A 14340-nucleotide genomic window follows, 5' to 3' on the forward strand; every position below is an offset into this window, starting at 1 on the left:
CAAAAAACCCTCTAATAAATTGGTTTTAGAGGGTTTTTCATGTTTTATTTTGTTTCCTCAAACGATTTTAAAACCGGTGCTTTTCTAACCTGGGTTGCTTGCTCAAACGCATATGCCAATTTTATTAAAGTTGGTTCACTGTATGCAGTTCCTGTAAAGGTAATACTGACAGGTTCCCCATCTTTTGTATAGCCTGCTGGCACCGTTATGGAAGGATATCCCGCCTTGGCTCCGATACTATCACTAAAATCTTGCGGAAAAATGATTGCCTCGACCTTATGTTCCTTTAACACGTAATCAATTCCTTGTTCCGTGGATAAATAGATATCCTGTTCAAGGGCTTGTATATATTCCATTTCTGTCAATGTCCCGCTAGTTGCCTCTGATTTTTCTAATACGGCCTGTCCATATTTCAACATTTTTTCTGGGTTATTCTTATTAAACTCAATTAGATCCTTTAAGGAATGAACCGGAAGACTTGAGTCCACTTGACGCAAATAAGCATTTATATCTGTTTTAAATTCATAGGTTAATACAGCATAGCTCCAATTAGTTTTTGCAGATGGGATGGAAATATCAGATAAAATCGCTCCGCACTCTTCTATTCGTTTAAGCGCATTCTCGACAATCGCTAATTGTTCTTCACTTAAATGGTTAAAATAATCATCCCTCGCAACACCGAGTCGGGCTCCTTTTAGACCATCCTTTTGCAGAAATTCAGTAAAATCTACCATATTTAATTCTGTATTGGTTAAAGTAGCCGGATCTTCTGTATCATGCTTCGTTAAAGCAGATAACAGAATAGCTGCATCCATTACGGTTCTTGCCATTGGCCCAGCAGTATCTTGACTATGCGCGATTGGAATAATGCCGCTTCTGCTTATTAGCCCTAATGTTGGTTTTATCCCAACTAATGAATTTTGGGTTGCAGGATTTAAAATGGACCCTGAAGTCTCTGTGCCGATCGCTGCTGCTGCAAAATTAGCTGCAATCGCAGCACCAGAACCGGAACTGGAGCCTCCGACATCAAACACTCCCGGACCGTATGGATTTAATACTTGTCCACCTCTTGAACTGTATCCACTCGGCATATTATCCGCCATAAAATTCGCCCATTCCGTCATATTGGTTTTTCCAAGAATAACGGCACCTGCTTCTCTTAGCTGTTTCACCACAAAAGAATCCTTAGGTGCTACAGACTCTGCTAGTGCTAAGGAACCTGCACTTGTATGCATTTTATCATGAGTATCAATATTATCTTTAATGAGGATAGGAATTCCATGTAGTGGTCCTCTTGGGCCTTTTAGTTTTCTCTCTGCATCTAATCCAGCAGCAATTTGTACCGCATCCGGGTTGACTTCAAGTATGGAATTTATTTTTGGGCCATTCTTATCCAATTGAGCGATCCTCTGCAAGTACATCAGGACAAGTTCCTTTGATGTTAATTCACCATTTTCCATTTTTTTCTGCATATCAGAAATGGTTGCTTCTACTATCCATTCCTTCTGTAATATTTCTAATTTTGGATTTTCCATCATTGTTTCCCCTTTTTATTTTCTTACTATATAAATTCTTGATTAGGGATAAAAATCCTTTATAAAAAATTCGCTTAGTATGACGTAAGTCTCCAATGCCATTTTGCACGATTTTTTTGCAGTTAGGGGAATGTTCAACGGAAACAGCGATTGCCACCATTTCAACGATAGTGATTGCTAATACATTAGAGAGTTTGGATTGTTATTCCTTCAACAATTATCTTTACATTAATATGCTTTCTTTCATAAAAAAACCAATGATCCCGGTCATTGGTTTTTTATCCTTACATAGGTTTCCATCTATAATTAATCGATTTGATGATCTTTTCGTGCACTTTTATAGAGGTAACTATACTTTTTTCAGCAGTTCTATATTTTCTGTTTGAAAGAAGCTTCCTGGAATTCTCTTTTCGATATCGTCTGGTATACCTTTCATCTCTATATTTTCTTTCTCCTCTTGAAGATCTTTTTCGTTTGTGGTGTGTATAATATTTCGAATCTTTCTCGCGCTTTCGTTTGTGATGGGTAGAGTATCTCGAATCTTCCTTGTGCTTTCGTTTGCGATGAGTAGAGGATCTCGAATCTTCCTCGTGCTTTCGTTTGCGATGCGTAGAGGATCTCGAATCTTCCTCGTGCTTTCGTTTGTGATGCGTAGAGTATTTCGAATCTTTCTCGTGCTTTCGCTTATGATGCGTGGAGTATTTCGAATCTTCCTCATGCTTTCGTTTCCGATCGCGAATCTCCTCAATATCAATAATTTTACTATCGTCGTGAGGGTTTTCAACTTCGACGATAACTTCAGAAGATTGAAGAGATTGTTCCCATACCTCTAGCACATCGTTGGCTACTCTGTCCCACGTATATTTTGATATCGCTAGATTTCTTCCTGTCTCTCCCATTCTTTTCATCAAAGATTTGCTTGATAATATCTCACTAATTTTATCTACAAATTCGCTCGGGTCTTCTGGGTTTCCAACGACAAGTCCATTCTCATTTCTTTCAATAATTTCCTGATTTCCACCTCTTGCGGTCGTTACAATTGGAAGACCGGCTGCCATTGCTTCGTAATGCACTCTCGCAAGTGGTTCCTGCCATTGTGACGTACAAACAAAGAGATCACTTGCCGCATACCAATTTTGAATCTCGCTTGGCGAAACAAAACCAGTTGTAATAACAGGTACTGGTGATTTATTGGCCAATGCTCTGACGTAAGCAACATAATCTGTCACATCATTTTGACTAAACCATTTACTTCCGACAATGACAAGAGCAAGATCATTGAATTTTTTTGCTAGCTCCGGTAATGCCCTAACTAACCGATCTACACCTTTATTATTGGAAAGTCTCCCTGTAAACAATATAACGGTTTTACCTTCTAAACCATGCTTTTCCCGAAGCTCATTTCGGATATTCTGCATCTTTTCATGATGTCCAGGTAAAAACCGTTCTATGTCTACTCCTGAATAAATAGTACGTATTTTGTCCGCAGCTTGGGGGAAATAACGTTTAATTTCCTCACCGATATAATTACTAATTGTCACGATATTCGAAACCTCTTCAATAACAGCGGAAGCTTCCTCCGGTTCAATTTTGTCAGGTTTAAACATATCATTGTGCATACTCAAAGTAATTTTTGAATTTGGTGCAATTTTCCTTATAGGAAGGACAAGGCGTGGACGGTTAAAAATATGAATAAGGTCAAATTGATTGGATTCAAGATAAGAAATAACGCCTTCTCTATAAATTTCAAAAACTGTACCTGGTACCCTTACATAATGGACTCCATCCAACGTTTCTTCGTCAGGGAGTGAATCAGCATTAACTCCTAGTACCGTTATATCATGGGACTTGCTTAAATATGGAAGAATTCCAGATATATAGGTTTGAATCGCACCTCCTAATACGGGTGGAACAGGGAGTTTTTCTGTACAAATCATTAAGATTCTCATTGTTTCACTCCTTTCCAGTCTTCTTGTAATTCTTGCAATACAGTCCATTTTGTTTTTTCCAGGTTGACAATACTCCTTATCATTATTTTTGTTTCATTATTTAAAAATTTATCCGGCTCATACACTACTTCTTTAATATTCTTGTAAAACTCATTTGGCAGCGCCAAATCAATCATTAATATTTCATAAAGCTCCGGTGATATCGGATTTTCCTTATGGTAGGCTTGAATCATTTCTCTTATCCATGTTGTATCCCATTTCGTTAAATCTGCCATTGTACCGCTAATTAGCTTTCTTAAATCACGAATCGGCAGATCATATGCCACCCCGTCAAGATCTATAATCCACATTCCATTCGGTCCCATTTGCCCATTGGACCAACCATAATCCTGATGTACTAGTCCCCAATTTTGATTACCGAGTTTCACCATTTCCGAATAGCTTGATTGGTTAAGGGCTTGTAATCCGGCTATTGCCTGTTTTTCAAATTCATCTAATACGAATAATAAATAGTAGCTTGCAGGCATCTCATTATATACACTCGCAATATTTCGAAACCAATCCATTTTCGTTACTATTTTTTTGTAGTTTTCCGGCCATTTATACAATCTGGACGCAATTTCTGCCCTGTGTGGCGGTACGTACCCTTTACTTAAACGATGAAATTCGCCAAGTGCTGCGCAAAGTTGCTTTGCGCCTTCTAAGTCCTTTGTGACAGGTGTAAGTGGCTCTATCCATTCAGCAACAAACCATAGCTTTCCGCCAGCCTCTACATAATTTTGCTGATCCTTCGTCTTAATAATCATCGGCACCCTTGCCTTTTTAACATCTACTAGATACTCCTGAGCACCTAAACTGAACATACTTCTTGTCGGCCTTCGGTGTAAGAGCTTTAAACTCATTGGTCCTTCATTTGTAGTAAGCTTCCAAATGGCACCTCCTTTATCGGGTTTTGTTGTAATGATTTGCATACTTTGTACGGAGAAATTGTAGCGTTCTAGTACCTTTTTTGCTAGATTTTCAATATATTCAGGTACAAAGAATTCATTCGAACCCGCTTCCTCTTCCCAAGGTCCAATTTTAATATTATCCATTTTTCCCCTCCTAGTTTTTTGAATTAGGGGTTTTAGTACATTTTGTATTAATGTATGTCTTGAAAAAATTATTGTATAGGTAGTTCACTCATTTATGGGTTAATAAAATGTGCAAATGTAGGAAGCAGATTAATGCCCTATTATGATAGCTGTTTTTTAAACACAAATACCTAGTAAAATAAATAAATTTTTCTTTTCTAGGTCATTCCCACATACTCAATGTGTGTTTTCATCATAGAAAGAATAAACGACTAAAAAGTTAGTTTGACATAAGGAGGGAGAGAGAATGATTCGTAAAGCAATAATCCCAGCTGCCGGACTTGGTACGAGATTTCTCCCTGCAACAAAGGCATTACCAAAAGAAATGCTTCCGATTGTGGATAAACCAACCATTCAATACATCATTGAAGAAGCAGTTGCATCTGGAATTGAGGATATCATAATCATAAGCGGCCGCAGTAAACGTTCTATCGAGGATCACTTTGATAAATCATATGAATTAGAAGAAACCCTATTAAAGAAAAATAAATTTGGACTTCTTCAAAGCGTTCAATCTATATCAGAATTAGCAAATATCCATTATATTCGCCAAAAAGAACCAAAAGGCCTGGGGAATGCCGTTTTTTGCGCGAAAAGCTTTATTGGCCAAGAGCCTTTCGCCGTTCTATTAGGCGATGATATTGTCCAATCGACAAAGCCCTGCTTGAAACAAATGATGGATGTCTTCAATCGTTATCATTCTTCGATTGTTGGCGTTCAAGAGGTGCCATACGAAGAGGTTTCGAAATATGGGATTGTTAAACCAAATGGCTGCGTTATGAATGAAAATGTAATTAATGTTGAAGAATTGGTCGAAAAACCAAAAAAAGAAGACGCCCCCTCACGTTTAGCTATTCTTGGTAGATATATTTTAAGGCCAGAGATTTTTGATATATTAAAAGACTTACCACCAAGCTCCGGCGGAGAAATTCAATTGACGGATGCTATCAATATCTTGAACAGGTCTCAAGCAGTTTTAGCGTATCACTTTCAAGGGAAACGTTATGATATTGGGGATAAAGCAGGCTTTATTAGAGCGACGATTGATTTTGCGCTCCAAAGACAAGAGTTAAAAGAAGATGTATTACAGTATTTATACGAGGTCATTGAGCGAGAAGAGAATAGATAATGGTTCTACTATTTTAGCCAGTGTAAATTGTTGGTCAATAATGTTTAACCATGCAAGTAAGAGCATTTCAAAAGCAGAATAGAGGTGAAAAATATGAAAATAGGAGTAATTGGAGCAGGTTATGTTGGAACGACAACAAGTATTGTTTTGGCGAAATATGGCTATCTCGTTACCGTTGTGGATACGAATCAAGAAAAGATTCATAAACTTAATCAATCCAGGCTTCCTTTCTATGAGGAAGGACTAGAGGAACTTCTCCATGAGTATTTATTAGAGGGGAGACTTTCCTTTACTAGTAATATAGAGGACTTTATAAAACAATGTGACATATTATTCGTCACGGTTGGCACTCCGCCTTTAGAAGACGGAAAAGCCGATTTAACTTATGTAGAAGAAGTAGTTAGCCAAATAGCGAGATTCATGGATGATTACAAGGTTATTGTCATCAAAAGCACTGTTCCTGTAGGCACTGGGGATAAATTGAATGACATCATGATGAAGGAATTGAGCAAAAGAAATATCTCCATATCATTCGACATAGTTTCAAATCCGGAATTTTTAAGGGAAGGGAAAGCATTACATGATGCCTTATATCCCGATAGGGTTGTAATTGGTTGTGAGTCAGAGAAAGCACGGAATATTATGAAAGAATTATATAAGGATGTAGACACATCCATTCTTTATACAACGATAAAAGAAGCAGAAATGATAAAATACGCCTCTAATGCATTTTTAGCTACAAAAATATCTTTTATAAATGAGTTGGCAAGACTGTGTGAAGGAAAAGGCGTAAATATTAAACAAGTTGCAATAGGGATGGGGATGGATAAACGAATAGGTTCTGATTTTCTTCAGGCTGGTATCGGCTACGGTGGATCATGTTTTCCGAAAGATATTAAAGCATTATTAGCGTTAGCCTCCCAAGTGGACATTCCAATGCCAATTCTTGAAGCTGTTTCTTATGTGAATCAAACGCAATCAGATTGGTTTATGGAAAAAGTGAAACAAGTATTAGGCAGTTTAACCGAAAAACGTATTGCTGTTCTTGGCCTTACCTTTAAGCCACAAACAGATGATATTCGCGAAGCACCCTCTCTAAGAGTAATCGATTACCTCCTAAATAATAAAGCTACCATTGCCGCCTATGATCCCCAAGGATCCGAACATGTTAAAAAAATTTATCCGACTGTCAAATATACGCTGACCCCTCTTGAAGCTCTGGAAGGCGCAGATGCTGTTTTGATTTTAACAGAATGGAAAGAAATCCTAGAAATTGATTGGAAACATGCAAAATCTTTATTATCCAATCCCCTTCTATTTGACGGAAGAAATACCCTGTCTCCTTCAAAAATGGTGGAATTGGGATACCGCTATTTTGGGGTAGGCAATTTTTAATCATGAGCAGTACTTCCTGCCAGTATTAATTACATGAATAAAGGAGTTCTTTAAGGTGCAGCAAAATGATAAATATATATTCGTAACTGGATGTGCAGGTTTTATCGGGTTTCATTTATCGATGCGCCTATTAGACGAAGGATATAGCATTTTAGGTATTGATAACTTAAATGATTACTATGATCAAACCTTAAAATATGACCGTCTTGAAATATTGAAAAAATCAAAGAATTTTATTTTTATTAAAGGCTCCATCGAAAATATGGAATTATTAAGCAGTCTTTTTAAGCAGTACGAAATAGAGAAAGTTGTTCATTTGGCCGCCCAGGCCGGTGTCAGGTACAGTTTAGAAAATCCTCACGCCTATATTCAATCCAATCTTGTTGGGTTTGCAAATATATTAGAATGTTGTAAAGAACATCAAATCAAGCATTTAATTTACGCATCGTCCAGTTCCGTTTATGGAAATAACAAGCAAGTTCCATTTTCCGTTAGTGATCGGGTTGATCAGCCCATTAGCTTGTATGCTGCTACGAAAAAAGCAAATGAACTAATGGCATATACGTACAGTCACCTGTATAAACTTCCGACCACCGGACTAAGGTTCTTCACTGTTTATGGTCCGTGGGGACGGCCTGATATGGCCTATTTTATCTTTTCTAATGCTATTATCAAACAGGAGCCATTAAATTTATTTAACTACGGAAATATGAAAAGAGATTTCACCTATATTGATGACATAATAGAATCGATATTTCGCTTATTAGAGAAAGGTCTCCCTATCGACTTATCACCACCATATAAAATTTATAATATCGGGAACCATCAACCTGTTAAGCTGCATGATTTTATCCAAGTACTAGAGGACCAACTCGGTATGAGGGCGAATAAAAATTTCCTTCCGATTCAACCAGGAGATGTTCAAGAAACTTTTGCTGATATTGAGGATATAGTAAAGTTCATTGACTATCGACCCAAAACAAATATTGAGGATGGGATAAGAAATTTCGTTAAATGGTTTAAAGAGTACTATAATCTTTCATAACTTCATGTTTCGGATAAGAAAAGCGCAAGCGCCGCAGCTCTAGCGTACGGATTTCGTAGTCGCTCACCTCGGGATCAAGGAAACATAGTGAGGCAGTTCACGAACAAGTGAAAATAAGCATTCCCATTTTCAACTGATGTTGACTTATCGTAGGGAGGAGGCGGAGAAATCCGCTAGCCGATATCTGCTTACGCTAGACAAGGTTGAATTTGTTAATAATTTGTAAGTTAAAACATTTTATATTTTCTTACCCTTATACAAATAACCTTAGTTCAATAAAACTAAGGTTCCTTTATATGTCTTTTTCTATTTAATTATGGAATATGAACAGTTTTAATATGAATGAACTTCCAAAATACTTTTTGTCCATTTGCCGTTATCAATTCAATAATATTATTAGAAACTTGCTTCACTAAACCAATCTTATCTGGATTATCTCCTAAATCAAATACGAGTAATTTCCCCTCATATTTTTTTAATTGCTCTTCAAATGAACGTGCTAATGGAAAATTAGTTGGAACAACAGGAAGATCCTTATTTTCTAAAGTATATGGAGTTAATTGATGGGAATAAGGAGTAAACCACTTTACATGCTGCATAGATATAAATACTGTTTTGTATACAGGTGAGTAAAACACGATATAGTCATTTAAGACACTCGTAATATATCCGTGGATGGATCTGTTTCCGGTAATGAATAATTCAAGAAATTGTCCTTTTGAATGGTTTAATGTTTTCCGATAGGAAATAGGCTCAGATTCATTAAAAATAAGCAGGGTATCTGGAGGATCTTCTGTAACTTCTTTCTCTATTTTTTCTTTGATGCAATGTATATGAATTAAAGGAATATAAAGAAATTGCTTTCCATCATATATCACAAGGATGTCTAAACCTACATCAATTAATATCCCAGAAATAAATGTTTTCCCAGATATCTCAATCTCGACTTCTTGACCAAGAAAGCTGTTTATCCCATTCAATAACTAGACCTCCTTTCAAAACTGCTAGCATTCGTATAAAAATGGGTGCATTTCATTTTGTCTCGTTGAAGACATGCTACTGAGCAAAGAGCTTTTCACAATGCACCCATCTTATGAAATAGTAAAAATATTTTCGCTGTAATAATTATGACAATGGTCTCCAGTCATAACTAACGGATCTGACGATTGATTCAAGTCTTCTTGTTGTTCTAGAGGAGCTGCTGCTTGTTCTTCGATTACGGCGTCTGCTTGAACGTCTGCGTCTATTTGTTCGGTTGCTGCTGCTTGTGCGTCTGCGTCTACTTGTTCGGTAACTACTACTTGTGCGTCTGCGTCTACTTGTTCGGTTACTGCTGCTTGTGCGTCTGCGTCTACTTGTTCGGTTGCTGCTGCTTGTGCGTCTGCGTCTACTTGTTCGGTTGCTGCTGCTTGTGCGTCTACGTCTACTTGTTCGGTTACTGCTGCTGCTTGTGCTTCTGTGTCTACTGGTACGGCGTCCTCTACTTGTGCTTCTATTTTCACTCGATTCACGATCTTCGCTCTCGCCCCAAATTCCACTAGATTCTCTTTGCCCGCTTGTAATGGAGGAGGTAACCGGAAAATTTTCACTGCTTGATTCATCCATAATATTGTCCGTTTGCTCTTCTTGCTGATTATTATTTTGCTGCTGTTTCATTGCTCCTTTAGGCCCGATACTTATATTTCTTACATGAAATGGATTTATACGGTATAGTTCTTGATTATTCGCAAGGGTAAAGAATCCTTCAGAATTATCAACAAATATTCCTTCTAATGCTTCAGGACCTTTCCGATTAATAGATACCCAGTTATGGGTCAACAGTGAGCAAAGATGATTAAAATCTGACCCTCTAAGAAAATTTGTCATCACCGGGTCTTCTGTTTTTTCTTCCATTACCCAAGTTGAAGATTCAACAGAATCTTCCTCGCCATCATTTTCATTACTTTCGAGTTCCATAATACTTTTAATGTGAGGCAAGTAATAATACACAATTCCGTCATCATCTGTACTAAGAACTAAGTAGTCACTGCCTACTTCTAACAGCTTTCCTTGCTTTGAATCTGGACCGCCTTGGTCAATTTGAATTTTCTTATTCAAAAAATTAGTTAATAAACTTAAAAAGTTATCTTCTTGATAGAAAAATGGATTCTCTTCCTGGGCATTGTTCGTTTGAGCTGCATTTGTTTTGGAATCTTCTGTAATGCTTTTGATGTGTTCCGATCGATAGTAAATGATTTTATTATCAGCATAAATTACAAGATAATCTGGTTTTACGTCCATAAGTTTTCCAGTTTTAGATTCAGGTCCGCCTCTATATACGGTTATATTTTTGCTTAATAACGAGTGGGGTATTTTTAAGGTAGGCTGAGTCCGATTTGAGTAATTCATATTGCCACTCTCCATTTTTATCCTCCTTGTCATTTATCCATTAGGGTTATTCATACTGTATATATACGTGTCTATTAAAATCTTGAAACGGGATAAATAACTATTTATAATAAATTCAACTTTAGCCTATATGGAATGTTGACTCACTTATAGTGTAAGCAATAATATGGAAGGTAAATGAAATACTTTTCTATCATTTATCAGTCAAGTTTATTTATTTTTGATCTTAAATAATCGTTTCTTAATTCGATAAACTGGAGTATAAGATTTGGTTCCTCTTTAAACTTTTCAACTTGATCTTTTTTATACGGATCCATTAAAATATAGGGGTGAAGTAAGTTAAATAACTGCTCGACTTTTGGCTTCATATACTCCACAGTAAACTGATTCGATAAAAATTCCATCAACAAACCTTGATATTTTTTTCTAAAAGAATCCACATCTAATAACCGAGCTGTTAATGTATTAAATCCTTCAATTCGAACATAATCTTCCTGCATATATTTCCCGTTTACATCCCTTCCCCATGTTGCATCATAATCCCATGGAATAATTTCAAACAATCCCGTGTCTCCATTTCGATACAATGCATAGTTATGAACAAAACCATCATAATTTTGAGTAAGAACAACGCCAGCCAGCCATCTTAAATATTTTTCAACATCCAAATGATGAACGATTTCCTTCTCAAACTCACCCTTTAATAAAGTGTTAATGATAAATATAAGTTCTTGAAGATAATGATCATCACTATCTTTTCCGTATTTCTTCTCATACCCTAATAATAATGATTTTTTTGTTTCATCATCTAGTTCACTTATGAGTGAAAAATTTGCATCTCCATCTACTGCATAAAAAATCGACCCGTCAGGGAGGCTTCTCCTCTTCAAAAAATGTTCATCTACGGATTCTAATTCCAGATAAATTCCTTCTTGTCGACCATTTAATTGGAGAAAAATATATTGGGACTCGGGAGATAGAACGCCTATATCTGCGAAAAAATCGAGGGAAAGTTTATTTCTTATCATAGAAGGATCCTTATATTCCGCATTTAGATGAATTTCTTTTTTCCCTTTATAATTACTAGGTTTATAAAAAGAGATATTATAGGACTTTTTTGCAAGCTTCCGAATATGGGAACCCCTGTATACAACATCAATATCGAATTTTTTTTGATTAATGGTCAGCTTCCCCGGAACAGGTTCATCATTCCAAATATCCTTTTTCAACTCCCTCAAGTCTAAAGGATGAACATATAAATGATAATTGATCATTTGTTCGTGTTTTGCCATAAATGAACACCTGCCTTTTCTAAGCTTTTGCTTTTCTTATTGTCTAGCTTCAGCTCCTATAGACTAGTGGACTTCCGGGGCTCCTCCCTACGATAAGTCAACATCAAGTGAAATTTGAAGTGCTAATTTCACCAGTTCGTGAACTACCTCACTGTGTTTCCTTTATCTCAGTCGAAGCCCCTACAGTCCATACGTCTATGGGCGAGGAGCTTACGCTTTTCTTATTTATTGTTATGAAAAAAAAGCAGGCATTGACACATGAATCATTTATCTATTTTTTTTTCGAAATATACACGAATGTCTCATACATTTTTGTAGGATACACGTACCATATAGCAATGAAAGATATATGGGAATCTTTCTAGCATTAGAAAAGCGCAAGCGCCTTGCCCAACGGCGTACGGATTTCGTAGTCTCAAGCTCGAGATATAGGAAACACGGCGAGGTTCCTCAGGAGCCGATGTTGACTTATCGTAGGGATGAGACGGAGAAATCCGCTAGCCGATAGGCGCTGGTGAAATTTGAAGTGCCAATTTCACTTGTAGCTAGACAATGCATAGACCTGTTAAAAACTTATGAGTTGAAAATCATATATTTTCTTATCTCATAAAAAAGATTCAAATCTTTCAATGCTTAAAGGAGGTTAACCATGAGTAATTATTCTTCTAGAGATATTCGACGTGCTGTTGAAAATGGCAATATCTCTGGCTTAATTGATTTTATGCTGCAAGATCCAAGCTCAGGGCGCAGATCTCGGACATCTCGTCGCAGAAGTTCTAGGCGCCGTACTAGTCGTTGGACATCTCGTCGTACTTCGCGGCGTAATACGGGCAGATCCCGTCGCCGTACTTCTCGTTGGACTTCTCGATGGACACGTCGCCGTACTTCGCGACGTCGAACTTCCAGGCGCCGCACTTCCCGGCGTCGCACTTCCGGGCGCAGGACTTCCCAGTATAGAACAACAAACAGAGTGTGGAAAGATGGAAATATGTGGTCACTTACTTTAGTAAAAAAAGATTAATTTATTTTTTGAAGAGGAGCCGTGCTGTCTCCTCTTTCATTTTGGGGGAATATCAAAATTCATTCAGGTTAATCCATCATTGTTTTCATCATAAACCATTTTCGTCTTCTACTATCGGTAACTGAATCGTAACCTTTGTTCCAACATTTAATTCACTCTCATATGTGACTTTTCCGTTCATTGTTTCAATGATTCTAATAGAGACAGCTGTACCAAGGCCGGTTCCCTTTTCCTTCGTTGTGTAAAATATAGTCCCCATTCTGGAAAGTTGCTCGTTTGTCATTCCTTTTCCTGTATCAGATATTACAATATAAACAAAGTTATTTATCCGCTTTAGGTTCACAGAAACCGTTCCTCCCTGCGGTGTAGCCTCAATAGCATTTTTAATAAAATTCACTATTGCCTGCTTAAGCTGATCTTTATCTGTAATAATAGGAGGATTTTCATCCACTTTGTCGTCTAAAATAACACCTTTTGCAACAGCTAAGGATTGAATTAAAGTGATAATACCTGAAATGAAATCACCGAGTTTAATTTTTTCTACTTTTTCTAGCCGAGGCTTAGCGAAATTCAAATAATCACTAATGATAACCTCAGCCCTGTCCAGCTCACTCAAGACAAGGGTTAAATATTGGAGATTTGTTCCTTTTTCCTGCTTTTTCATCAGTTGCAGGAAGCCCTTCACCACTGTTAAAGGATTTCTGATCTCATGGGCAATAGATGCCGCCAGTTCCCCAATAGTATGCAATTTTTCCGCTTTTGACATTTCCTTTTGCAATAATTGTTTCTCAATCATTCGTTCATGAAGGGTGGAAGACGCTGCAGTACCTATTATCTGTACAACTCCATATAAAACAACGAAAAGAAATAGCTCTTTATTCGTATGATTCGGGTAACCATTAATTAAAAAGTAGCCATATGTAATTATTACCTGGGCAAGAGCTGTCCATATTCCCACAATTAATGCCTTTCTGATCCGATTTGTTTTACTTATATTCCAGTAGTTTTTATGCATGTACAATGGCAAAATCACAGTAAACATCAAACACAAATAGGCTACGATTAGACCATCTCCGCCTGTAATTGTTCTTTTCAGTGCAATAATGATCATAACAATTGATCCTGATATCGGACCTTCGTATAAAAATGCTATTACTAGAGGAGCATACCTTAAATCCCACACCATGCCGAATGCGTTGAAAGAAAAAGACATGGTTACAATGGCAGTAATTCCATTTATCACTCCAAATAAATAAGGGGATTTTCCAATCTTTCTATTTTCAAAAAAAAGGGTATATATATGAACGGGAATTAAAATGATTAGCAGATGCAAAAGGATTTTTTCAAGGATCATTAGTACCCTACTTCCGTGATTTTTTACTGCATAAAATACGACAAAATGTGATAGATATCCTGCAATCCATACAAATTCATGGAATTTTTTACATAAAAA

Annotated in this window: 10 protein-coding genes and 1 pseudogene; 3 read left to right on the plus strand and 8 right to left on the minus strand. The window is 37.0% G+C overall.

What is annotated here, in order from left to right:
- Positions 1-44: 44 nt before the first annotated feature.
- From AN964_RS23895 to AN964_RS23905, 3 genes are all read right to left on the minus strand, one after another.
- Positions 45-1535, minus strand: coding sequence for an amidase family protein (locus AN964_RS23895; RefSeq protein WP_055742282.1), 1491 nt, complete (start codon positions 1533-1535; stop codon positions 45-47).
- Positions 1536-1819: 284 nt separating this feature from the next.
- Positions 1820-3484, minus strand: coding sequence for a glycosyltransferase family 4 protein (locus tag AN964_RS23900; RefSeq protein WP_083489536.1), 1665 nt, complete (start codon positions 3482-3484; stop codon positions 1820-1822).
- The gene (locus AN964_RS23905; protein WP_055742283.1) at positions 3481-4578 is read right to left on the minus strand and encodes a CotS family spore coat protein; all 1098 of its coding nucleotides are present in this window, start codon (positions 4576-4578) and stop codon (positions 3481-3483) included. The genes AN964_RS23900 and AN964_RS23905 overlap by 4 nt, the downstream gene beginning before the upstream one ends.
- Before the next feature lie 286 nt (positions 4579-4864).
- Here AN964_RS23905 and galU point away from each other — a divergent pair, with 286 nt between their 5' ends.
- The 3 genes from galU (at position 4865) to AN964_RS23920 (ending at position 8186) form a co-directional block, all read left to right on the plus strand.
- Positions 4865-5746 carry a UTP--glucose-1-phosphate uridylyltransferase GalU gene (gene galU / locus AN964_RS23910; RefSeq protein WP_055742284.1) on the plus strand — a complete coding sequence of 294 codons (882 nt, stop codon included), beginning with the start codon at positions 4865-4867 and terminating at the stop codon, positions 5744-5746.
- Positions 5747-5839: 93 nt separating this feature from the next.
- Positions 5840-7141: a UDP-glucose dehydrogenase family protein gene (locus AN964_RS23915; RefSeq protein WP_055742285.1), complete on the plus strand. Its 1302-nt coding sequence runs from the start codon at positions 5840-5842 to the stop codon at positions 7139-7141.
- 55 nt (positions 7142-7196) lie between these two features.
- On the plus strand, positions 7197-8186 hold the full coding sequence (locus AN964_RS23920) for an NAD-dependent epimerase (RefSeq protein ID WP_055742286.1): 990 nt from the start codon (positions 7197-7199) through the stop codon (positions 8184-8186).
- A gap of 314 nt (positions 8187-8500) precedes the next feature.
- On the opposite strand, the gene AN964_RS23925 is transcribed toward AN964_RS23920, so the two are convergent.
- The 5 genes and pseudogenes from AN964_RS23925 to AN964_RS23945 form a co-directional block, all read right to left on the minus strand.
- On the minus strand, positions 8501-9166 hold the full coding sequence (locus tag AN964_RS23925) for a YwrJ family protein (RefSeq protein ID WP_055742287.1): 666 nt from the start codon (positions 9164-9166) through the stop codon (positions 8501-8503).
- A 111-nt stretch (positions 9167-9277) separates the two neighbouring features.
- A complete protein-coding gene (locus AN964_RS26560) occupies positions 9278-9787 on the minus strand; it encodes a hypothetical protein (RefSeq protein ID WP_161809316.1) in 510 nt (169 codons plus the stop codon).
- A gap of 610 nt (positions 9788-10397) precedes the next feature.
- A pseudogene (locus tag AN964_RS27680) lies at positions 10398-10607 on the minus strand (DUF2642 domain-containing protein); the annotation flags it as partial.
- A gap of 167 nt (positions 10608-10774) precedes the next feature.
- Positions 10775-11866: a CotH kinase family protein gene (locus AN964_RS23935; protein ID WP_055742289.1), complete on the minus strand. Its 1092-nt coding sequence runs from the start codon at positions 11864-11866 to the stop codon at positions 10775-10777.
- Between the two features lie 1109 nt (positions 11867-12975).
- Positions 12976-14241 carry an ATP-binding protein gene (locus tag AN964_RS23945; protein WP_055742515.1) on the minus strand — a complete coding sequence of 422 codons (1266 nt, stop codon included), beginning with the start codon at positions 14239-14241 and terminating at the stop codon, positions 12976-12978.
- Positions 14242-14340 lie beyond the last annotated feature (99 nt).

It is taken from the genome of Heyndrickxia shackletonii (assembly GCF_001420715.1).
GTDB lineage: Bacteria > Bacillota > Bacilli > Bacillales > Bacillaceae_C > Margalitia > Margalitia shackletonii.

What these genes read in the sequence shown, in the direction of transcription:
- AN964_RS23895 (WP_055742282.1), bottom strand. Translation starts at nt 1,535, where the DNA reads ATGGAAAATCCAAAATTAGAAATATTACAGAAGGAATGGATAGTAGAA.
- AN964_RS23900 (WP_083489536.1), bottom strand. Translation starts at nt 3,484, where the DNA reads ATGAGAATCTTAATGATTTGTACAGAAAAACTCCCTGTTCCACCCGTA.
- AN964_RS23905 (WP_055742283.1), bottom strand. Translation starts at nt 4,578, where the DNA reads ATGGATAATATTAAAATTGGACCTTGGGAAGAGGAAGCGGGTTCGAAT.
- galU (WP_055742284.1), top strand. Translation starts at nt 4,865, where the DNA reads ATGATTCGTAAAGCAATAATCCCAGCTGCCGGACTTGGTACGAGATTT.
- AN964_RS23915 (WP_055742285.1), top strand. Translation starts at nt 5,840, where the DNA reads ATGAAAATAGGAGTAATTGGAGCAGGTTATGTTGGAACGACAACAAGT.
- AN964_RS26560 (WP_161809316.1), bottom strand. Translation starts at nt 9,787, where the DNA reads ATGAATCAAGCAGTGAAAATTTTCCGGTTACCTCCTCCATTACAAGCG.
- AN964_RS23935 (WP_055742289.1), bottom strand. Translation starts at nt 11,866, where the DNA reads ATGGCAAAACACGAACAAATGATCAATTATCATTTATATGTTCATCCT.
- AN964_RS23945 (WP_055742515.1), bottom strand. Translation starts at nt 14,241, where the DNA reads ATGATCCTTGAAAAAATCCTTTTGCATCTGCTAATCATTTTAATTCCC.